The organism is Streptococcus mutans (assembly GCF_006739205.1).
In the GTDB taxonomy this organism is placed as follows: Bacteria; Bacillota; Bacilli; order Lactobacillales; family Streptococcaceae; genus Streptococcus; species Streptococcus mutans.
The window spans coordinates 1,632,932-1,655,226 of the sequence record NZ_AP019720.1 but is presented as its reverse complement, the minus strand read 5'-3'; the positions used below and the strand labels follow the sequence as shown (position 1 = coordinate 1,655,226).

At 38.0% G+C, this 22,295-nt stretch carries 21 protein-coding genes; 19 read left to right on the top strand and 2 right to left on the bottom strand.

Annotation, left to right across the window (positions count from 1 at the left end; genetic code table 11):
* The first annotated feature begins 370 nt into the window (after positions 1–370).
* The 5 genes from FNL60_RS08370 to FNL60_RS08350 all read left to right on the top strand — a co-directional run bounded on the left by FNL60_RS08370 (position 371) and on the right by FNL60_RS08350 (position 4,943).
* Positions 371–601 carry a bacteriocin class II family protein gene (locus FNL60_RS08370; RefSeq protein WP_002275977.1) on the top strand — a complete coding sequence of 77 codons (231 nt, stop codon included), beginning with the start codon at positions 371–373 and terminating at the stop codon, positions 599–601.
* Positions 602–991: 390 nt separating this feature from the next.
* Positions 992–1,435 carry a CopY/TcrY family copper transport repressor gene (locus FNL60_RS08365; RefSeq protein WP_002267007.1) on the top strand — a complete coding sequence of 148 codons (444 nt, stop codon included), beginning with the start codon at positions 992–994 and terminating at the stop codon, positions 1,433–1,435.
* Positions 1,432–3,660: a heavy metal translocating P-type ATPase gene (locus tag FNL60_RS08360; RefSeq protein WP_002267008.1), complete on the top strand. Its 2,229-nt coding sequence runs from the start codon at positions 1,432–1,434 to the stop codon at positions 3,658–3,660. The genes FNL60_RS08365 and FNL60_RS08360 overlap by 4 nt, the downstream gene beginning before the upstream one ends.
* A 12-nt stretch (positions 3,661–3,672) precedes the next feature.
* Entirely contained in the window at positions 3,673–3,876 is a 204-nt protein-coding gene (copZ, locus tag FNL60_RS08355) for a copper chaperone CopZ (protein ID WP_002264873.1), read from the top strand.
* Positions 3,877–4,121: 245 nt separating this feature from the next.
* A complete protein-coding gene (locus FNL60_RS08350; RefSeq protein WP_032506494.1) occupies positions 4,122–4,943 on the top strand; it encodes a Cof-type HAD-IIB family hydrolase in 822 nt (273 codons plus the stop codon).
* 105 nt (positions 4,944–5,048) lie between these two features.
* On the opposite strand, the gene FNL60_RS08345 is transcribed toward FNL60_RS08350, so the two are convergent.
* Entirely contained in the window at positions 5,049–5,540 is a 492-nt protein-coding gene (locus FNL60_RS08345) for a YgjV family protein (protein ID WP_018110171.1), read from the bottom strand.
* Between the two features lie 354 nt (positions 5,541–5,894).
* Between FNL60_RS08345 and FNL60_RS08340 the strand changes: the two genes are divergently transcribed.
* The 5 genes from FNL60_RS08340 (at position 5,895) to nagA (ending at position 10,003) form a co-directional block, all read left to right on the top strand.
* Positions 5,895–6,761: an ABC transporter ATP-binding protein gene (locus tag FNL60_RS08340; RefSeq protein WP_002264876.1), complete on the top strand. Its 867-nt coding sequence runs from the start codon at positions 5,895–5,897 to the stop codon at positions 6,759–6,761.
* Positions 6,762–7,619 (top strand): ABC transporter permease, encoded by an 858-nt coding sequence (locus FNL60_RS08335; RefSeq protein WP_002263702.1) that lies wholly within the window; start codon positions 6,762–6,764, stop codon positions 7,617–7,619.
* Between the two features lie 13 nt (positions 7,620–7,632).
* Positions 7,633–8,091 (top strand): LytTR family DNA-binding domain-containing protein, encoded by a 459-nt coding sequence (locus FNL60_RS08330; protein ID WP_002263701.1) that lies wholly within the window; start codon positions 7,633–7,635, stop codon positions 8,089–8,091.
* Between the two features lie 13 nt (positions 8,092–8,104).
* Positions 8,105–8,503 carry a DUF3021 domain-containing protein gene (locus FNL60_RS08325; protein ID WP_002263700.1) on the top strand — a complete coding sequence of 133 codons (399 nt, stop codon included), beginning with the start codon at positions 8,105–8,107 and terminating at the stop codon, positions 8,501–8,503.
* A 348-nt stretch (positions 8,504–8,851) separates the two neighbouring features.
* Positions 8,852–10,003 (top strand): N-acetylglucosamine-6-phosphate deacetylase, encoded by a 1,152-nt coding sequence (gene nagA / locus FNL60_RS08315; protein WP_002280039.1) that lies wholly within the window; start codon positions 8,852–8,854, stop codon positions 10,001–10,003.
* A 133-nt stretch (positions 10,004–10,136) separates the two neighbouring features.
* On the opposite strand, the gene FNL60_RS08310 is transcribed toward nagA, so the two are convergent.
* Positions 10,137–14,438 (bottom strand): 2-hydroxyacyl-CoA dehydratase, encoded by a 4,302-nt coding sequence (locus tag FNL60_RS08310; protein WP_002280040.1) that lies wholly within the window; start codon positions 14,436–14,438, stop codon positions 10,137–10,139.
* 280 nt (positions 14,439–14,718) lie between these two features.
* Here FNL60_RS08310 and FNL60_RS08305 point away from each other — a divergent pair, with 280 nt between their 5' ends.
* The 9 genes from FNL60_RS08305 to proB all read left to right on the top strand — a co-directional run bounded on the left by FNL60_RS08305 (position 14,719) and on the right by proB (position 22,293).
* Entirely contained in the window at positions 14,719–15,330 is a 612-nt protein-coding gene (locus FNL60_RS08305) for a TetR/AcrR family transcriptional regulator (protein ID WP_002265271.1), read from the top strand.
* Positions 15,331–15,446: 116 nt separating this feature from the next.
* Positions 15,447–15,863: an SRPBCC family protein gene (locus tag FNL60_RS08300; RefSeq protein WP_002267015.1), complete on the top strand. Its 417-nt coding sequence runs from the start codon at positions 15,447–15,449 to the stop codon at positions 15,861–15,863.
* Positions 15,860–16,318: a MarR family winged helix-turn-helix transcriptional regulator gene (locus FNL60_RS08295; protein WP_002267016.1), complete on the top strand. Its 459-nt coding sequence runs from the start codon at positions 15,860–15,862 to the stop codon at positions 16,316–16,318. Before FNL60_RS08300 ends, FNL60_RS08295 begins: the two co-directional genes overlap by 4 nt.
* Complete coding sequence (locus FNL60_RS08290; protein ID WP_002280041.1) at positions 16,311–16,721, top strand: EVE domain-containing protein; 411 nt, start codon at positions 16,311–16,313, stop codon at positions 16,719–16,721. The genes FNL60_RS08295 and FNL60_RS08290 overlap by 8 nt, the downstream gene beginning before the upstream one ends.
* A gap of 450 nt (positions 16,722–17,171) precedes the next feature.
* Positions 17,172–18,089 carry a glycine--tRNA ligase subunit alpha gene (gene glyQ, locus FNL60_RS08280; RefSeq protein WP_002262081.1) on the top strand — a complete coding sequence of 306 codons (918 nt, stop codon included), beginning with the start codon at positions 17,172–17,174 and terminating at the stop codon, positions 18,087–18,089.
* Between the two features lie 2 nt (positions 18,090–18,091).
* Positions 18,092–20,131 (top strand): glycine--tRNA ligase subunit beta, encoded by a 2,040-nt coding sequence (gene glyS, locus FNL60_RS08275; protein WP_002262082.1) that lies wholly within the window; start codon positions 18,092–18,094, stop codon positions 20,129–20,131.
* A gap of 105 nt (positions 20,132–20,236) precedes the next feature.
* Complete coding sequence (locus FNL60_RS08270; protein WP_002265666.1) at positions 20,237–20,491, top strand: DUF896 family protein; 255 nt, start codon at positions 20,237–20,239, stop codon at positions 20,489–20,491.
* Between the two features lie 123 nt (positions 20,492–20,614).
* Complete coding sequence (locus tag FNL60_RS08265) at positions 20,615–20,995, top strand: PepSY domain-containing protein (RefSeq protein WP_002262084.1); 381 nt, start codon at positions 20,615–20,617, stop codon at positions 20,993–20,995.
* 497 nt (positions 20,996–21,492) lie between these two features.
* Entirely contained in the window at positions 21,493–22,293 is an 801-nt protein-coding gene (gene proB / locus FNL60_RS08260) for a glutamate 5-kinase (RefSeq protein WP_002265279.1), read from the top strand.
* Positions 22,294–22,295: the final 2 nt, after the last annotated feature.

Genomic DNA, 22,295 nt, shown 5'->3' with positions numbered 1-22,295 from the left:
CCAAAAAACGATTATTTTCGAAGTAGGCCTGTCTGTACTCTTTAAAAACCAGAATAATAGGTTGTTGTGCTGACGATATCAGCTTATCTACTTCTATTTTCATCTCAGAAGGCCTCCCAAGCCTTTTGACTTTTTTGAGCTTGTCGTGCTCCAGTATGTTTGTAGTCAGTTGCGATGCGAGTAGGCGAAAACTATTTTTAATTTTTATTGACTATTATTACAGGCATTATAACGTCATTTTTAACCGTTTAGGACAAAATAGCTACCGTTTAGGATATTTTGCTCCATTTTGAAAAATAATTTGCTATATTAAAGATGTCGGTTGGCTAACCAGACAAAAAATTAAAAATGGAAAAGAGGTATCTATCATATGAATACACAAGCATTTGAACAATTTAACGTAATGGATAATGAAGCACTTTCAACTGTTGAGGGTGGTGGTATGATTAGATGTGCACTTGGCACAGCTGGTTCTGCAGGTTTAGGATTTGTAGGGGGTATGGGAGCTGGTACAGTTACTCTCCCAGTCGTTGGTACAGTATCTGGAGCGGCTTTAGGAGGCTGGTCTGGAGCAGCTGTAGGTGCTGCTACTTTTTGTTGAACATGAAAAATAGAAGATCCTTATTGATCGGAAGTCTGCCTTTATTATTCTTGTTATTTATGGCAGTAAAAAATCTTTTTAAGGAGCTCTCGCCAATCATTTATAGCATTAATTTACTAGGTCTGTTAGGTTTGTTAGTCTTATGGTTTAAAATTAACAAGAATCACAAGAGCTAATAAGGACTGTATCATTTTGAAAAATTATTATTGAAGAACTGTTCATTGTTTGAGTGAAGAGGCAGAAACTAAGGTTTCTCGCCTCTTTTTTTGCTCTTTTAAAAAGCTGATAAGTAGGGTCATATTTTGTCAAAAAATTAAAAATCAGTTTTTGTTGACAAATGTAGACAAAGAGGTTATAATATATCTACAAATGTAGATGAAAGGAGCTCAAATGACAACTATTTCAAATGCGGAATGGGAAGTAATGCGTGTTGTCTGGGCTAAGCAGATGACTAGCAGCAGTGAAATTATTGCTATCTTAAGTCGGACTTATTGCTGGTCCGCTTCAACGATTAAAACGTTGATCACGCGTTTATCAGAAAAAGGCTACTTGACCAGTCAGCGTCAAGGAAGAAAATACATCTATTCTAGTTTGATTTCAGAAGAAGAGGCATTAGAGCAGCAAGTGTCGGAAGTTTTCTCGCGCATTTGTGTCACGAAGCATCAAGCTTTGATTAGGCACTTAATTGAGGAAACGCCTATGACTTTGTCTGATATTGAAAAATTGGAAGCTCTGCTATTGTCCAAAAAAGCAAATGCTGTGCCTGAAGTTAAGTGTAATTGTATTGTCGGGCAATGTTCTTGCCATGAACATTTGGAGGTGACATCAAAATGAGTGAAGAAGTATTTTTGATAGATGGCATGACCTGTGCCTCTTGTGCCATCAATGTTGAAAATGCCGTTAAAAAACTAGACGGTATTGAAAGCGCAGTAGTCAATTTGACAACTGAAAAAATGACGATAGATTACGATGCCGCTAAGGTTAGTGAAGCAGATGTTACTAAGGCAGTTGCTGGTGCAGGCTATGGCGCTAAAGTTTATGACCCAACGACGGCTGAAAGTCAGGAGGATCGTGAAGAACATAAGTTAGCAGGTATTAAAAAACGTCTTTTGTGGACTTCTATTTTTACCATTCCCCTCTTTTATATTGCTATGGGAAGTATGGTTGGCTTGCCCTTACCTAACTTTTTAGCACCAAGCAGTGCTCCGCTCACTTATGCGATGGTTTTGCTTCTTTTGACAATTCCGGTTATCGTGTTAAGTTGGAGCTTCTATGACAATGGTTTTAGATCGCTTTTTAAAGGTCATCCTAATATGGACTCATTAGTGTCCTTAGCAACAACAGCGGCGTTTCTTTACAGTCTTTATGGAACTTACCATGTTTACTTGGGACATACACATCATGCTCACCATCTCTATTATGAATCGGTAGCTGTTATTTTAACTCTCATTACTTTAGGGAAATACTTTGAAACCCTATCGAAAGGTCGAACCTCAGATGCGATAAAAAAATTAATGCATTTGTCTGCTAAAGAGGCTACTCTGATACGTGATGGCGAGGAGATTAAGGTTCCTATTGAGCAAGTGCAAATCGGAGATAAAATTTTAGTCAAACCCGGTGAAAAAATACCTGTGGATGGTCGAGTCCTGTCAGGGCATTCTGCTATTGATGAATCCATGTTAACAGGGGAATCTATTCCTATTGAAAAAATGGCGGATAGCCCTGTTTATGCCGGGTCAATCAATGGTCAGGGAAGTCTGACTTTTGAGGCTGAAAAAGTTGGCAATGAAACCTTGCTTTCACAAATTATTAAATTGGTTGAGAACGCTCAGCAAACTAAGGCACCCATTGCCAAGATTGCTGATAAGGTATCTGCTGTCTTTGTACCTGTTATTATAACGATTGCTATTTTGACTGGTCTCTTCTGGTATTTTGTCATGGGACAAGACTTTACCTTTTCAATGACAATCAGTGTCGCTGTTCTTGTCATTGCCTGCCCTTGTGCTTTGGGTCTTGCAACGCCAACGGCTATTATGGTTGGTACAGGTCGTGCTGCTGAAAATGGAATCCTTTATAAACGTGGTGATGTCTTGGAATTGGCACATCAGATTAATACGATTGTTTTCGATAAAACAGGCACTATTACTCAAGGTAAACCAGAAGTTGTTCATCAATTTTCTTATCATGATCGAACTGATTTAGTGCAAGTGACAGCTTCCTTAGAAGCATTATCTGAACATCCCCTTAGTCAGGCCATTGTTGATTATGCTAAAAAAGAAGGGACTCGTTTACTTGCAGTGGAAGACTTTACTTCTCTAACAGGGCTAGGACTGAAAGGTTGTGTTGCTGATGAAACTTTGCTTGTTGGTAATGAAAAATTGATGCGTCAAGAAAATATCTCTCTAGAACAGGCTCAAGCAGATTTTAAGGCAGCAACAGCTCAGGGACAAACACCCATTTTTGTTGCCAGTGATGGTCAATTGTTAGGACTGATTACGATTGCGGACAAGGTAAAGAATGACAGTGCAGCAACAGTTAAAGCTTTACAGAATATGGGGGTTGAAGTGGCCATGCTGACGGGTGATAATGAAGAAACTGCGCAGGCTATTGCCAAAGAAGTGGGGATTACTTTTGTTATCAGTCAAGTTTTGCCGCAGGAAAAAACACAGGCCATTCTTGATTTGCAGGCGGAAGGCAAGAAAGTTGCCATGGTTGGGGACGGTATTAATGACGCTCCGGCACTTGCGACAGCAGATATTGGCATTTCCATGGGCTCTGGAACAGATATTGCCATGGAGTCCGCGGATATTGTCTTGATGAAACCTGCAATGCTTGATATTATTAAGGCACTGAAAATTAGTCGTGCTACTATTATTAATATTAAAGAAAATCTTTTCTGGGCATTTATTTATAATGTTCTGTCAGTTCCTATTGCTATGGGAGTACTTTATCTCTTTGGCGGACCTTTGCTGGATCCAATGATTGCTGGTCTAGCCATGAGCTTTAGCTCTGTTTCTGTTGTTCTAAATGCCCTGCGTCTTAAAGTTGTAAAATTATAAAGGAGAATTATCATGGAAAAAACATATCATATTGATGGCTTAAAATGCCAAGGCTGCGCTGACAATGTCACCAAACGCTTTTCAGAATTAAAGAAAGTCAATGATGTCAAAGTTGACCTTGATAAAAAAGAAGTCACGATTACAGGAAATCCAAGCAAGTGGTCTCTTAAACGAGCACTGAAAGGAACCAATTATGAATTGGGAGCAGAAATTTAAGTAGGCTCCATATACCTTAAAAACTGTAAAGACACAGTTATTTCATTGCATCTTATCAGATGGTCACAAAGAGGGAAAAGACTGGAAAACCAGTTTTTTTCTGCTGTAAAATGAATTTATAGCATTGTCATAGTTATCTGTTTCAATTATTGTAGAATATACAGAATTATAATAACTTGCTGTGCCAGTTTCCTTGATTTGTGATACACTAGATAGTGGAATGTTTTAGAAAAGGTTATATGATTATGGTTAAACTGATTGCTATTGATATGGATGGCACGCTTTTGAATAGTCGAAAAGAAATCCCGCAAGAAAATATTGCTGTTATTCAAGAAGCAGCTCGTTCGGGCTATAAAATTGTTCTTTGCACAGGCCGTATGCAGACTGGTGTTGAGCCCTACTTTGAACAATTAGGTTTGGCTGCTGAACAAGAATATGCGATTCTAAATAATGGCTGCTCTCTTCACACTATTAATAGAGATTGGCAGTTACTGACTTATCATGATTTAAACTTTAATGGAGTATCTTATTTGTATGATTTGCTTGAGGGTTATCCTGAAATCGATTTAACATTGACTGCTGATAGGGATTATCTGGTTTTGGCTGATCAAGTATCAGAATTAGTAGCTTATGATGCGAGTCTGGTATTTACGCAAGCACAGACTGTGGGCTTAAATGATGTAAAGCATGCTGCTAAACCAGTTTTTCAGGCTATGTATTTAGGAGAGAGCGATCGCTTAGATGCTTTCCAGCAAAAATTTGAGTGCAAATTAGCAGAAAAATTTACTACTGTAAGAAGTCAGCCTTACATTTTTGAAGTGATGCCTCAAAGCATTACAAAAGCTACTGGTTTGAAAGAATTAGCTCAGAAATTAAGAGTTTCAAGGACTGATATTATGGCAATAGGAGATGCACTTAATGATCTTGAAATGCTCAAAGCAGCAGGTTTCAGTGTGGCTATGGGAAATGCTAGTCCAGAAGTTAAGGCTGCAGCAGACCTTGTGACTGGTTCTAATGATGATGCTGGTGTTGCTCAAGCTATTGCCAAGTATGTCTTAAATAAGTGATAAATCATGAAAAAGGAACTGGGAAATCGTTTTCATCTGCTTAACACTAGAAAATAGAAAGTTCAGGATCAATTAAATAAGAATAGGAAGCAGGACAAAGCCAATTCACAAGGAATGTCCTGCTTTTTTTCGATGTTTATATAAAGCCAGCAGTGTTGAGAGAATGATCAAAATATCCATGCAAACAGTAGGGTAGGCGTTGATAGTGAGGTCATAAATGAACCAGAGAGACATGTTTTCAATAATCAACCAGCGCAAAAATTGCATTTTGGATGTTAAAAAGGTTGTCAAAGTGTAAGAGACAGAAGAAATAATGGGCAAGTAACCGACTAAGCCCAAGTTATTCACATAAGTACCTAAAGCAATTTGAATGAGGACTAAACAGATGGTAATAACTTTTGTATTCTTTTTCTTAAGAATAAGTGCATTTCTGACGATGGAAACACTAATGGTTAGGGCGCCTGTATAGCCACCCAGTAAAAGATTAGCAATAATCGTAAAAATATAGTCGCTGATTTGCCAAAGTAGCATGTGCTGTTTCTCTTTAGTAAAAGAAGAATAAGCGAGGCAAAAAGCACCGAGGGCTGAAAAAAGCATTGCAATTGGAAGAATTCATTAAAGTTACCATTTTTGATTGTCAAAAATTAATACTCTTCAAAAATCAAAATGATAGGTTGTTAACTTCGTTTTGCTGTACGTTAGTATGGCCTGCAACTCGTCGCCTAGTTTAATTTTAATTTTTTGAGTATTAAATAATAATCCTATTATAATAGAAAGCAGAGGAAAAACCAAGCCTAGCAAGATTTGCCAAAAAGAATCAAAGCAGAAAGTATTTCGTTTTCCGAATAGGACATCTTATCTAGTTATTTTAACCTCTTATCCAAAAAGCCGAGATTTTTATTTTTGCTTTTGATAGACTATGGTCAGAATATTTAAGAAAGGATATTTATGATGATACTTAAAACACAAGATCTTACTAAAACTTATGGTCAACATATTGCCGTCAACCATGTTAACTTAGAAATTGAAAAAGGAAGTTTTACGGCTATCCTTGGTCCTAACGGTGCTGGTAAATCTTCTACCATTCAAATGCTGATTGGGCTATCACAGCCAGATTCAGGGAGTGTTCATTATGCTCAAGAAATTAAAATCGGTGTTGTTTTCCAAAACAGTGTCTTAGATGAAATGTTAACGGTTAAGGAAAATTTACAAATTCGTGCTTGTCAGTATAAGCAAGTTGCTTCTGGGAAAGTCGAAGAGTTGATTGACCAATTAGGTTTGACCAATTTTAGCCATCAACAATATGGAAGCCTATCAGGAGGGCAAAAACGGCGTGTTGATATCGCGCGTGCTCTGCTAAACAATCCAGACATTCTCTTTTTGGATGAGCCGACAACAGGTCTTGATATTCAAACGAGAGAAGCTATCTGGGACTTGCTGAATTTGCTTCAGGAAAAGCAAAAAATGACGGTTGTTCTGACAACACATTATTTGGATGAAGCAGACAGTGCTGATCAGGTTTATATTGTTGATCATGGTCAAATTATTGCCCAAGGAACAGCCAATCAAATTAAGGGAAAATATGCTAAAAACATTCTCAAACTACAAACAGGAAATATTGATCCTTTACTTGATTATCTGAGAGATGATTCCTTGATTGAAAAGGTCAATGAAGGAGAAATCATTTTAAAACCTGAAACAGCTCAATCGGCTTTAGATATTATTAATGATTGTCGTGATTTGATTGATAATTTTGAATTTCGCTCTGGCACAATGGATGATGCTTTTATAGCCTTAACTGGACGGGAGGTACGTTAAATGTTGGCTTTGGTTAAACGTAATTGTTTGCTCTATTTCCGCAATCGCAGCGGTGTGGTTTTCTCACTACTGGGTGCTCTGATTTCTTTTATTCTTTATTTGGTATTTCTAAAGGATAATATTGAATCTTCTTGGTCTCAAATTGACAATACCAATCAACTCTTAGATACATGGCTTATTGGTGGAACCTTAGCTATTACGGGGATTACAACAACCTTATCTAACCTTTCACAATGGACAAAAGACAAAGAAAGTCATGTCCGTCAAGATCTTTTGATTACAGATTTAGGTTATTGGCCTCTTTCTTTAAGTTATATTATCAGCGCTGCTCTTGTTGGTTTTATCATGCAGGCTATTATGCTGACGATTATGGGAACGTATTTCTATTTTACTGATAAAGTAACACTTTCTTGGACTGTTCTTTTGCAGCTTATCTTTATCATGATTTTAAATACACTGATTTCAACCATCATTAATGCTCTGATCGTGAATCGCATTCAATCGGTTGATAATCTTGGGAAACTAGCTACTATTTTTGGAGCTGCCTCTGGATTTCTTGTAGGTACCTATGTTCCAATCGGTGCCCTGCCAGATACAGCGCAAACCATCATGAAGCTGACTCCGGGTGCTTATATCGCTTCTTTATTTAGACAAACCTTAATGTCAGATACTCTTAAAGACAATTTTAGTCAAGCAAATGCTAGAGAGCATTTTGAAAAAATGATGGGGATTCGCTTGAATTGGCAAAATTTATTGACAAATACTGATACTTACTATATAGTGATAGGTATCTTAGTGGCTGGTGTTCTCATCTTTTGTTTACAAAATGCTTTGCGAAAATACCAAGCCCTCATTTAGAGAGGAAAAATAGGTGGTAGAAAGTCAATTCGAACAGGATTCACAAATTTCGACTGACAGCCCCCTTGTCTTAGTCAAGGCGGCGGAAAAGACAAGTGCTATTCAACAGTTGTTGGATTATATCAGCAACTATCAGATGATATCTAGTAATTCTATTCCTATCAAAAGTATGGATAAAATTATGATGTTGAAGCTAGATGACATTATTTTAGTTGATGTAAATCAGACGACACTTAAAATTTATACTTTAACGGGTGTATTTACCACGACTGAGACCTTGGTTCATTTTGCCAATCGTCTGAATAAATCTAACTTTATTCAAATTTCCAAACATGCCCTGATTAATCTTGACCATCTGGAATCTCTGTCAGACAGTTTTTCGGGGAACATGATGGCAAAGTTAAGCAGTAATATCAAATCAAGCGTCAGTCGCAAGTATGTTAAAGGTTTAATGACTCAGCTGGGCATTTAGAAAGGAAAGAAAGATGAAAACAATTGTTAGCAACATACTTTCAGGAATCCGTACAGGCAGCTTAGTCTACTTGCTTGTTCTGCTCTTTAATGTTCAAAAGTCACCCGTTTCTAAAAGTAATATTGTCAGTATTTTTATCATGAGTGCTTGTATTGGTGTTATTAGTCTGATTTTCGAAAGTGAACGCTTCTCCTTTTTAAAGCTTTTAATCATTCATTTTTGGGTGACTCTTGGTGTGGTGTCTGCCATGATGATTTATAATGGCTGGGCAGATATTTTGGCTTTGCCGCGTTTCTGGATTGACTTTATTCTTATTTATATTATTATTTGGGGAGGTGTTCGTTTGGATATTTACTTGAAAACACAAAAGATTAATCAGGTCTTATCTGAGCGCCATAAAAAACAAGAGTAATTTCTCTTGTTTTTTTATTGTTGATTATGAGAAGCTAGATAGCATAAAAAGGAATTGAAGGCTTTAAAATGAAATTTTTGACCTTATTTAATCATGAGGAAGATTATATTGGTTGGCAGCTTTAATGGGACAGCACATTTTATTATTTTAAATTATTGCTGGAAGGCTATATTATACAGGTATGAATATGCCTATGATAATCGGCTTCCTCGATGGTTTTTGAAGAGAACAGGAATTAATTTGCTTGGTATGAAGCTTTGCTGATGGCCTAAAGAAGAAATTTGGTATATACCATTTACAACTGTTATTAATAAGAGTATAATGAAAGTAACAATATGGAGGTGTAAAGTGACGACATACATTAAAGCAAATAAGTTTTATTATCCTTATGAAACAAAATTGGGTGGTTATTTAGAACTAGTTGATGATTCTTTTGGAAAATGGCTGAGCACTGTTCCAGAAGGTGCTCAAGTGCTTGATTATTCAGGATATGAAATTGCGCCTGGACTTGTTGACACACATATCCATGGCTTTGCAGGAGCCGATGTAATGGATAATAAAGAAGAATCCTTAGCGACAATGAGTCGAGAATTGCTCTCGGCTGGTGTGACTAGTTTTTTACCAACAGGGCTAACAGCTTCCTTTGAAACTTTAAATAAAGTCTGTCAAACGACAGCCAAATTTGCAGGTAAGGAAACGGGTGCTCACATTCAAGGTCTGTTCTTTGAAGGTCCTTATTTCACTGAAAAGTATAAAGGTGCGCAAAATCCTTCTTATATGCGAAATCCCTCAACTAGTGAATTGGATCAGTGGTTAGCAAGTTCCAAGGGACTCTTAAAGAAGATTGCCCTTGCACCTGAGCGTGAAGGAACAGCTGAATTTATCTCTTATGCATGCAAGCGAGGGGTTGTTGTGGCTTTAGGACATTCTGATGCAACCTATCAAGAAGCTGTTGAGGCAGTTGAAGCTGGTGCCTCTGTTTGGGTGCATGCTTATAATGGTATGCGGGGGCTCAATCATCGTGAACCGGGTATGGTCGGAGCTGTTTATGACATTCCTAATACTTATGCCGAATTGATTTGTGATGGTTACCATGTGCATACTTGTGCTTGTGACATTCTTCTGCATCAAAAGCGACCTGATCATGTGGTTTTGATTACGGATTGTATGTCAGCTGGCGGTCAGCCTGATGGAAATTACATGTTGGGAGAATACCCTGTTACTGTTGAAAATGGCACTGCTCGATTGAAATCAAATGGTGCCTTGGCGGGTTCTATTTTGCAATTGAAAGATGGTGTCAAAAATATTGTTGATTGGGGCCTTGTCTCTAAAGCTGATGCTATTATGATGGCAAGTCTTATTCCAGCTATATCTGTTGGTATAGATGATGTTTGCGGTCAAATAAAAGAAGGACACCTAGCAGATTTTATCGTGTTGGATAAAGAGATGAACTTACGCGCAACTTATTTAGCAGGTAAAAAAGTTTATGAATATCAATAAAGGCAAGTAAAGAAAGATGATTATAAAAAGAAAAAGGCGTGGAAGTCGTTTTGTGAACGACATTCCAGCCTTTTTTAATAGTTAATAAAAAAATTAGGACAAAAACGGCTTGTCATTTAGACTTATTTTTTAACTAAGCATTGACTTTGGTCTTTTGCATTTTCTTAGCAGTTGTCATCATAAGACGAATACGGTTGAGCTGATTGACTTCTGAAGAACCTGGGTCGTAGTCAATAGGAGCGATATTAGCCCCTTTATACTGCCTGCGAAGTTCTTTTACCATTCCCTTACCAACGATATGGTTGGGCAGACAGCCAAATGGCTGCAGACAGACGATGTTTTTAACATCATTATTAAGCAGTTCAATCATTTCACCAGTCAGGAACCAACCCTCACCTGTATGATTACCAATAGAGATAATCTTGGAAGCACTATCAGCAATGTTATAAATAGACTCAATGCCTTCAAAACGTTCCGATTTTTCAAGTGCTTTATTCATTGGCTTTTCAAGGAGGTTAATAGCATCAATACCTAGTTTAGCCAAGCGTTTTGTTTTTTGACTCATATTGAGTTCATCAGCTTTCCAGATTTGATTAAACAGTGAATAATTCATAAAACCAATCAAATCTGGAACAACAGCTTCACCCCCCTCTCTTTCAATAATACCAACGATGTCATTGTTGGCTGTTGGAGCATATTTAACCAAAATTTCTCCGACAACACCAACGCGTGGTTTTTGTCCAAAATTAACTGTTTCCAGCTTGTCAAACTCACGAATAATACGTTTCATATTACGATTGAATTCAAAGTAAGAACCTGATTTGACATTTTTACGAGCAATTTCTAACCATTTGTCATAAAGAGTATTAGCTGAGCCTTTAACAGACTCGTAAGGACGCACGCGGTAGAGTAAGCGTTCGAAAAGATCGCCGTAGAGCACACTGATAAGCAGACGTTTGACAAAAGAATAGTTAAGTTTCCATCCCGGTGTTTCTTCAGTTCCTTGATTTCCCATAGAAATAGAGACAACAGGAATTTGTGGAAAACCAGCGTCCTTAAGAGCTTTGCGTAAAAGCGGAATATAATTGGTTGCTCGACAACCGCCGCCAGTTTGCGTCATCATGACACTGGTATTGTTGAGATCATATTGACCGCTTTGTAGGGCTTCAACTAATTGACCAATAGTAATAATAGCAGGATAGCAGGCATCATTGTGGACAAATTTTAATCCTACGTCAACTGCCTTGCGATCCATGGCTGGCAATATGACAACATTGTAACCTGATTGCTTAAAGGCTTCTTCAATGAGACCATTTTGATGAATAGGCGATAGCATTGGCATGAGCAGGGTATGGGTCTTTTTCATGTCCTTGGTGAAGATAGGCCTTTGTTTGCTTTCTTCATTTTCTAGCTCCTGTGGAAATTGTGGTGTTTGGTTGAAAATGTGATCAAGCTTAGCCTTTTTGACTTTTTGGTCACGTTCTTTCACGGCTGCCTTAAGCGAACGCAGACGGATACGAATAGCTCCCATATTGCTGCCTTCGTCAATCTTAAGAACGGTGTAGAGTTTGTTATGACCGCGCATGATTTCTTCAACTTGATCTGTTGTGACAGCATCAAGACCACAACCAAAACTATTAAGCTGAACCAGTTCCAAATTAGGATTTTTAGAAACGACCTTGGCAGCGGCGTAAAGTCGAGAATGGTAGACCCATTGATTGACAACACGCAAGCCATCAACCTCTTCAAGACCCGATACCATATCTTCAGTCAGCACATGGAAACCTTCCTGAGTAATGATATTAGCGATACCATGATTGATTTCTGGATCAAGATGATAAGGACGACCTGACAATACAATAGCTTTTTCATTGTTCATTGCCAAGTGTGTTAAGAGTTCATCTGCTTTGGTTTGTAAGTCAGTTTTGAAATCCGTTAAAGCTTGAAAGCCATGTTCAACGGCTTTGTGAATCTGCTCGTTCGTTATATCATCATAATCTGCAAAAGCTTTGGCAAGTGCTTGGACAACACTTGCTGGATCAGCTAAATTAACAAAGGGATGGAAATATTTGACCTCTTTATTACGAATGGGGTCCATATTTTTTTCAATCAGTTCTGGATAACCTTGGACAATAGGGCAGTTGTAATGATTAGGTGCTTGTTTATTTTCGACTTGTTCGTAAATGACACTTGGATAGAAAATGGCTTCTACTTTTTTATCAATAAGAGCTTGAATATGACCGTGTACCATTTTAGCAGGGTAACAAACGGTATCACTTGGAATGGTTTCGATTCCCTTTTGATAAAGTTTTTTATCAGATTTTGGTGAAATTTGAACACGAAATCCTAGGTCGGTCAAGATAGTATGCCATAGAGGATAATTTTCATATAGATTGAGAACGCGAGGGATTCCCATCACACCATGCTTAGCATCGCGTTTAGATAAGGCCTTGAATTTAAAAAGCTTCTTGTATTTATAATCAACCAAATTTTCTTTTTGCTTGCTGCGGTCAAATTTAATTTTGGTGACTTTTTCGGCACCGCGTTCACAGCGATTACCCGTCACAAATTTAGAGCCATCGTTAAAGATAGTAACGGTCAAGGAACAATTATTTTCACAAAGACCACATCGAGTGAATTCTTTTTCTGCCTTGAATGCTGTTAATTCTTCTAATTGCATGAGTTTGGATGGCTGAGCATGGTCTTCATACTTTTCTTGGGCAATAAGGGCACAGCCGTAGGCTCCCATAAGTCCAGCAATGTTGGGACGAACGACTTCACGACCTGAGACCAATTCAAAGGCTCGAAGAACAGCTTCATTGTAAAAAGTACCGCCTTGAACGACAATCTTTTGTCCCAAATCTTCTGGCCGTTTGACCTTGATAACCTTGTAAAGGGCGTTTTTGATAACAGAATAAGAAAGTCCTGCTGAGATGTCAGCGACAGTGGCTCCTTCTTTTTGTACCTGTTTGACCTTGGAATTCATGAAGACAGTGCATTTTGACCCCAAATCCACAGGATGTTTAGCCAAAAGGGCTGCTTTAGCAAAATCTTTGACATCGTATTTGAGAGATTTGGCAAAGGTTTCAATGAAAGAACCGCAGCCAGACGAGCAGGCCTCGTTGAGCTGGATGCTAGAGAGCGCCCCATCTTGAACAGACATGGCTTTCATATCCTGACCACCAATATCTAAAATGAAATCAACACCAGGATTAAAATAATTGGCAGCTTTGAAGTGAGCAACGGTCTCAACTTCGCCATTATCAACTCGCAGAGCAGCCTTGATAAGGTGTTCTCCGTAACCAGTGACACAAGAATTGGCTATAAAAGCAGTACTTGGTAATTCTTGGTATACTTGCTTGAGGATGACAATGATATTTTCTAAAGGTTGCCCTAAATTGTTGCCGTAATGCTCGAATAAAATATTACCATTAGGATCAGTCAAAATAACTTTTGAAGTGGTAGAACCAGCATCAATTCCTAAGAAGACTGGACCAGAAGCGGTAGAGATGTCCTTACGCAGAGCACTAGCTTCATTGTGGCGTTGACGCCAAGTATCTAACTCATCTTGGTCTTTAAAGAGAACATCTAAAGTGCTTTTAGGTACAAGAGAATCAGAACTATTATTGTTAAGGTTATCAATAATTTGTGATAATTTTAATTGGCTTTGATTTTCATCAAGGGCTGCTCCCATAGCAACAAATAGTTGAGGATTTTCTGGGAAAATAACATTCTCAGACTTGATATCCAGAGTTTCAATGAAGCGTTGGCGCAATTCACTCATGAAAAAGAGCGGTCCGCCTAAAAAGGCAATATTACCTGTAATCTTACGACCAGAAGCTAGTCCAGCAATAGTTTGATTGACGACCGCCTGAAAGATGGAAGCCGCAATGTCTTCCTTACGGGCTCCTTCATTAATCAGCGGTTGGACATCTGTTTTGGCAAAAACACCGCAACGGCTGGCAATCGGATAGATGGTTTCATACTCTTTAGCCAATTCATTAACACCGTTAGCATCTGTTTTTAGCAATTCTGCCATTTGGTCAATGAAAGCTCCTGTACCACCAGCACAAGTTCCGTTCATGCGTTGTTCGAGGGCATCCCCAAAGAAGGTCATTTTGGCATCTTCACCGCCCAATTCAATAACCACATCTGTTTGTGGAATGAATTTTTCCACGGTGGTAGTTGCTGCGATAACTTCTTGGACAAAAGGAATTTCAGCCGCATCAGACAGTCCCATACCTCCAGAGCCAGTGATGGCAATGGAGACCTCCTGATTACCGATTTTAGATATGGCTTCTTGAATTATCTTGATAGTTGCCGCTTTTACGTCTGAAAAATGGCGTTCATAACGTGAAAAGATTAAATGATAATCTTGGTCAAAGACAACGACCTTAACTGTTGTTGAACCAACATCAATACCAGCTTTATACATATAAAAATACCTAGTTTGACTGTAAATCGTAGAATTTTAAACTGATTTGTAAAGAAAGGAGCTTCTTAATTCTAATTCAGCCTGCAATTTTCCCTTCTAGTCACATTTTTATCAACGGAATAACAGTGACAATACAACAGATTGTTGCCTATCAAACAGTCCGTTTGTTATAATGCTATTATAAATCTCTAAATATCAAATTCAATCGTTAATTTTTATGATTGTGTTGTTTAGGCAACGGCAATTGACGTTTTGTTGTTTATCTAAGGAGGATAATGTCATGAAATTTACTGATATTCGTTATTTGCGGACGGAAAAATTAATTTTTGATGCCTTTGTTAAATTACTGAGTGACAAACCTTATGAAAAAATTACTATTCAAGATATTGCTGATGAGGCTATGATTAATCGGGCAACCTTTTATTCTCATTATGCCGATAAGGATACCTTACAGCAAGGCATTCAAAAACAAATGATTGAGCAGCTGTCCGATATGATTGATGCAGCGCAAGTTACTACTGATGATACGGTCAAGGTCAAAAAAGCAGAGAGTCTGTTAAGTCATTATTATCACAGTTTAGAAAAAAATCCCTCTATTGCTAAAATTGTTTTAAAAAATATTTCTCAAGAAATTCTTCAAAACGATTTCAGTCAATTATTGCATCAAAAATATGATCATCTCTTAACAAAACTTAATGTCACAGAATCTGGGGAACCCGTACCAACAGATTTTATTGTTGCTTATTTGACCAGCATTTTTGTTGGGACTTTGATGTGGTGGATCCAGTCTGATTTCGATATGCCTGCAAAAGAATTGGCTCGTTTGGTCATTAAACTCATTAGCAATGGTCACTTGACTGTTATGGGAGTTAATATTAATCGTGAGGATTGATATTGGAAAAAGCAAAAATCTTATTAGACATGGCTGTCTATCTCATTCTTTTCTCTTGACAAATATTGTAAGTAGACTTATAATATAAATATTTATTAAATATGGAGGTGTTTTTTATGAAATTTTCTTTTGAATTGGCGGTTAATGCTAAAAAAGAGGACGCTTGGACCTACTATTCTCAAGTTAATCAGTGGTTTGTCTGGGAGGGTGATTTGGAACAAATTAGTTTGGAGGGTGAATTCACTACAGGGCAAAAGGGGAAAATGAAGATGGAGGATATGCCTGAACTTGCCTTCACTTTAGTTGAGGTGCGTGAGAATCAGTGTTTTTCTGATTTAACAGCAACGCCTTTTGGCAATGTCCTCTTTGAACATGAGATACTTGAAAATCCTGACGGTACCATTAGTCTAAGGCATTCAGTTTCTTTGACAGACAGCGATACGACAAAGGAGGCTTTAGCCTTTTTGAAACAGATTTTTGCTGATGTGCCCGAAAGTGTCGGAAAGCTGAAACAAATCTTGGAGACAGTATGACAAAAACTTTTCATTCCCAGTATGCTGACAACCATCAGGAATCGACAGGTCTCTTATTCGCACGAGTTTACAATGCTTGGCATGGCCGAGTAAAAGCAGCTCTGCAAAAAGTGGGGCTGACTCATCCGCAATTTATTATTCTGACCAGTTTAGGAGCCTTAGAGCTGCAACAGGACCTGATTACTCAGGTCAATCTAGCTGCTTTTTCGGATATGGATGTGATGACGGTTTCTCAGATTCTTAAGCTCCTGTTGAAAAAAGGCTTAGTTGAGCGTCGGGAACATCCGCAGGACAGTCGAGCCAAAGTTGTTTTCCTAACTGATGCAGGCAGAGAGCGCATGAATCAGGCTCTGCCTCTCATTGAGGCAATTGACCAAACCTACTTTGGTCAGCTGGAAGAACAGCTGTCGGTTTTCAATCGGCTTTTAATAAAACTGGAGGAAAATCATGGTTAAGTTCTGGGTTGGTGTTGTTTCAGAAAATCATGTTAAACGCGGTGTTGACGGCGGTTTTTGCCAGGTCTGTCATGGTAAAGGCGGTCCTTTAAGACGCATGAAAAAGGGCGATTACCTGCTCTATTACAGTCCTAAAATCGCTCTTGATTCTAATCAAAAGCCGCAGGCTTTCACAGCCGCGGGTAAGATGAAGAATGATAGGGTTTATCAATTTGAAATGGCACCGGACTTTATCCCTTTCAGGCGGGATGTTGAGTATTACAGGTCTGTCCAGCCTTGCCCGATTGAAACCGCCAGACAGCATCCAGACTGGAAAACCTATGCCAGCCAGCTACGCTACGGGCATTTTGAAGTCAGCCGAGATTTCTTTATGTATATTTTTAACGCCATGAAGTTGGAGTAAGTCTGGACAAGCTTGACCTTTTTTGCTATAATCTTTGTTAAGAAAGAGAGTTTTGTGGCGTTTCTGCAGCGAACCTGAGAGAGTGTAAGTCAGGTGAAACAAAATGAAGGACTGGCACTTTCTCTTGGCTAATAGCCAAGCTAACAATCAGATAAATGAAGTAATAAATTAGGGTGGGACCGCGTTTCAAACGCCCCTATGTCAGTTGGCATGGGAGTGATTGAGCGTGGCTCTTTTGATTTCCCAGCGTCAGCTATTTTACAAAAAAGAGAGACGAAATGTCTAAAGAACAAACCTTTCACCTAGCCAAAGTTGCTAATAATCCTAAAGATTTAAGCACCTAACGATAATTACTATGTACCTAGTCTATGCACTTGTTTCCTTTTCAAAAGAATATCGCTTTTAAAAGGAAATGTCGCAAGATATAATTATTAAGAAAGAGAGTAAATTATGTCAAAAAAACTAACCTTCCAGGAGATTATCCTCACGTTACAGCAATACTGGAATGATCAGGGTTGTATGTTGATGCAGGCTTATGATAATGAAAAAGGTGCAGGTACCATGAGTCCCTACACTTTCTTACGTGCTATTGGACCTGAGCCTTGGAATGCGGCTTATGTTGAGCCTTCCCGTCGTCCTGCCGATGGTCGTTATGGTGAAAATCCTAATCGTCTGTATCAGCACCATCAATTCCAAGTAGTTATGAAGCCATCACCAAGTAACATTCAAGAACTTTATTTGCAATCACTTGAATTACTTGGTATTAATGCCTTAGAACATGATATTCGTTTTGTTGAGGATAATTGGGAGAATCCTTCAACTGGTTCAGCTGGACTTGGTTGGGAAGTTTGGCTTGACGGTATGGAAATTACCCAGTTCACTTATTTCCAACAAGTAGGAGGATTAGCAACACAACCTGTAACCGCTGAGGTAACCTATGGTTTAGAACGTCTAGCTTCTTATATTCAAGAAGTTGATTCTGTCTATGATATTGAATGGGCACCTGGCGTTAAATATGGTGAAATTTTCAGACAGCCAGAATATGAGCATTCTAAATATTCTTTTGAAATTTCCAACCAAGAGATGCTGTTGGAGAATTTTGAAAAATTTGAAGCAGAAGCTAAACGCTGCTTGGAGGGAAGCTTAGTGCATCCAGCTTATGACTATATCCTAAAATGTTCACATACGTTCAATCTGCTTGATGCCCGTGGAGCTGTTTCGGTAACAGAACGTGCTGGTTACATTGCACGGATTCGCAATTTAGCGCGTGTGGCTGCCAAGACCTTTGTAGCCGAACGTAGACGTCTTGGTTATCCACTGTTAGATGAAATGACACGAGAAAAACTTTTGGCAGAGGAGGAAGCATAATCATGACAAAGAATTTATTAGTCGAACTTGGTCTTGAAGAAATGCCGGCTTATGTTGTAAAGCCGAGTATCAAACAGTTACGTCAAAAAATGGGACAGTTTTTGGAGACCAATCGTCTTTCCTTTGAAAAAATAGAAATGTTTTCAACTCCTCGTCGTTTAGCTATTCGTGTTGTTCATTTGGCTGATCAGCAAAGTGATTATTCTGAAGACTTTAAGGGGCCGGCTAAGAAAATTGCTCTGGATGCTGATGGTCATTTTACTAAAGCAGCCCAAGGATTTGTTCGCGGTAAAGGATTGACAACAGATGCCATTGAATTTCGTGAGGTCAAGGGCGAAGAATATGTTTATGTCACTAAAAATGAAGCAGGCAAACCAGCTAAAGAAGTTTTAGGTGGTCTTATTGATGTATTGCAGTCTCTGACTTTCCCTGTTAATATGCATTGGGCTAATCATACTTTTGAATATATTCGTCCTGTTCATACACTTGTTGTTCTTTTGGATGATGAAGCTCTTGATCTTAATTTTCTTGATATTAAATCTGGGCGTATCAGCAGAGGCCATCGTTTTCTTGGTCAGGAAACACAAATTGCTAGCGCTGCCTCTTATGAAACTGATTTGCGAGCAGAATTTGTCATTGCTGACGCTAAAGAACGTGAAGACATGATTATTGAGCAAATTAGAGAAATTGAAAAAACCTATAATGTTTCTGTCGAAATTGATGAAGCATTGCTCAGCGAAGTGCTGAATTTGGTTGAATATCCAACAGCTTTTATGGGGAGTTTTGATGAGAAATATTTGGAATTGCCAGAAGAAGTTTTGGTAACGTCAATGAAAACGCACCAACGTTATTTTGTTGTTCGTGATCAAACTGGTAAATTATTGCCTAATTTCATTTCAGTTCGTAATGGTAATGAACAATTCATTGAAAATGTCGTTAAAGGAAATGAAAAAGTTTTATTAGCACGCTTAGAAGATGGAGAATTTTTCTGGCGTGAAGACCAAAGATTGCAGATTGCAGATCTAGTTGAAAAATTAAAATTGGTTACTTTCCATGAAAAAATTGGTTCTTTATATGAACATATGATGCGAACCAAGCAGATTGCGGCTTATCTAGCAGAACAGGCAGATTTGACGGATCAAGAAAAAGCAGAAATAGAGCGTGCAGCTAGCATCTATAAGTTTGACCTTTTGACTGGTATGGTAGGTGAATTTGATGAATTACAAGGTATCATGGGAGAAAAATATGCTACTTTAGCAGGTGAGAGTCAGGCGGTTGCAACTGCTGTTCGTGAACATTATTTGCCAATCAGCAGTGACGGTCAGCTGCCTGACAGCAAGGTAGGCGCTATTTTAGCCGTTGCTGACAAACTTGATACCCTATTGTCCTTCTTCTCAGTCGGTCTTATTCCAAGTGGTTCCAACGATCCCTATGCTCTTCGTCGTGCGACCCAAGGAATTGTTCGTATTTTAGATAAATTCGGTTGGGAAATTCCTTTGGATCGTTTAGTTGCCAATCTTTATCAATTTGACTTTGACAGTTTGACTTATCAAAATCAGGCAGATGTTCTGGCATTTATTCGTGGTCGTGTTGAAAAAATGATTGATAAGTCTGTACCAAAAGATATTAGAGAAGCAGTTCTTGACAGTTCAACACATATTGTTCGTCTGGAGGTTGAAGCAGCAGCAGCCTTGGCTGAAAAAGCTGACGAGGATCATTTTAAAGCTTCTATTGAAAGTTTATCGCGAGTCTTTAATTTAGCAGAGAAGTCTAATCATAATGAAATGGTGGACACCAGTATTTTTGAAAATGAATATGAACAAGAGCTCTTCGATGCTGTTGAAGAATTGCATTTTACAGAAGATATGACTGACAATGTTGACCGTCTTTTTGTCTTAAGTCCGATTATTGATGCTTTCTTTGATAATACAATGGTTATGGTGGATGACGAGGCTGTGAAAAAGAATCGTTTAAACTTACTGGATCGTCTGGCACAGAAAGCTAATACTATCGCAGCTTTTAATGAAATTAGGACAAAATAAGTTCAGATGTGATATGTAATAAGACTTGGTGTCTCATACCCTGATTTCTTAATTAAGGTGTTGACCTATTTTTATTTAAATAAGAAATAAATAGAAGGAGTTTTTATGGAACAAACAAAAATTGATCGTATTAATGAATTAGCACGAAAAAAGAAGACAGAAGGATTAACTGGTGCTGAAAAACTAGAACAGGAAAGACTTCGAGAAGAGTATATTGAAGGCTATCGCCGCAGCATTCGCCATCATATTGAAGGACTTAAAATCGTTGATGAAGAGGGCAATGATATTACGCCTGCAAAGCTAAAGGAAATTCAGCGTCAAAAAGGAATTCATGGTAGGAAGCCGGGAGATAATAGTTAAATAGATACCTCATCATGCTTCTTTTTATAATCTGGAACTTATCTTTTCAAAATAATTTTGCTTTTCCTATTGACTAGTGACCTTAAAGTAGGTTACAATCAAAGAAAAAAGGTGGTGTGTGTTATGAAAAAAAGATTGTTAGCGCTTTTATTAGCGATGTCTATAATCCCGCTCTTGATGGCCTGTAATAAGGATAACATCAATGATGACAATCAACTAGCTCAGACGAAGACTGACCAAACAACAAAGAAGAGTGATAAGGAAACAAGCCACTCTGATATCACCGAAACTAAAATTTCTAAAGAGCAAGCTAAGCATATTGCTCTTAAAGATGCAGGTTTTACTGAAAAGGAAGTCACATTGCTAACCGTTGAACAGGATATTGATGACGGGGTGACGGAATTTGAAGTTGAATTCACTAAAGATGCAACAGAATATAACTATACAATCAATGCTGATACGGGAAAAATTATTTCCAAGGAGACAGAAGATGTAAATGATTAGACAGTCATTTTGACACTAATAAAAGGGGCGGAACAATGTTTCGGCCCTTTTATTGTGCAGTAGTTTTAGGCTAACGCAGTGGTTGATTGGAAGTTTCACATCTTGGTTTTTAGGTACAAAATTTTAACAGTCCAGCGGACTATTAAAATCTCTCTTGCCAAGTGATAGCTCTAACGGTTTTCTAAACTGTTAAAGCTTATCTAATCCCCATAAGCCTCAGTTCATATCAATACCAAGTCCACTTTGCAAAAGCTGGATTATAAAATTGACATCACATTCATTGCGGTTTATCAATTTTGTCCTACTCCTTTTTAAAAAATTAATCGTTTGCTTATTTATACGAGTGTTGTGTTAAGATTTATCCTCATTCATAATAGTATTTTACTTGTTTTTGAATAAAATATTTCATTTTTTAAAGTTAAAAGGAGTTCTATTAAAGGTATCTTTCTACTATTGAGTCGTTTAAAGAGCAGTAAAAGTGTGTTATAATGAATCATATGAAACGAAATTTTGAACATGTCAAGCGAATTGTTATCAAAATCGGAACCAGTTCGCTTGTTTTACCAAGTGGAAAGATTGATTTGAATAAAATAGATCAGCTGGCTTTTGTTATTTCAAACTTGATGAATAGAGAACTTGATGTTATTTTAGTTTCATCTGGTGCAATGGGATTTGGACTAGATATCTTGAAAATGGATAAGCGTCCAGCCGAGGTTGCTCGCCAGCAGGCTGTTTCCAGCGTCGGTCAAGTAGCTATGATGAGCCTTTATTCTCAAATCTTTTCGCACTATCAAACCAATGTTTCTCAGATTCTTTTAACAAGAGATGTTGTTGAATTTCCTGAAAGTCTTGAAAATGTGACCAATACTTTTGAGACCCTTTTATCTATGAGAATTGTGCCTATTGTTAATGAAAATGATGCCATCAGTGTGGATGAGATGGATCATACAACTAAGTTTGGCGACAATGATCGCTTGTCAGCTCTAGTTGCAAATATTACAAATAGTGACCTTTTAATTATGTTATCTGATATTGATGGTCTTTTTGATAAAAATCCAACTATTTATGATAATGCAGTTTTGAGAGAAAATGTAACTGAAATTACCGAGGAAATTCTTAAATCAGCAGGTGGTGCAGGTAGTAAGTTTGGGACAGGCGGTATGATGAGCAAAATCAAAAGTGCTCAGATGATTTTTGACTGTGACCGTCAAATGATTCTGATGAACGGTGCCAATCCCCGTGATATTTTACGGGCTCTTGATGGAAAAATGATAGGAACCTTATTTGCAAAGGAGTAGCT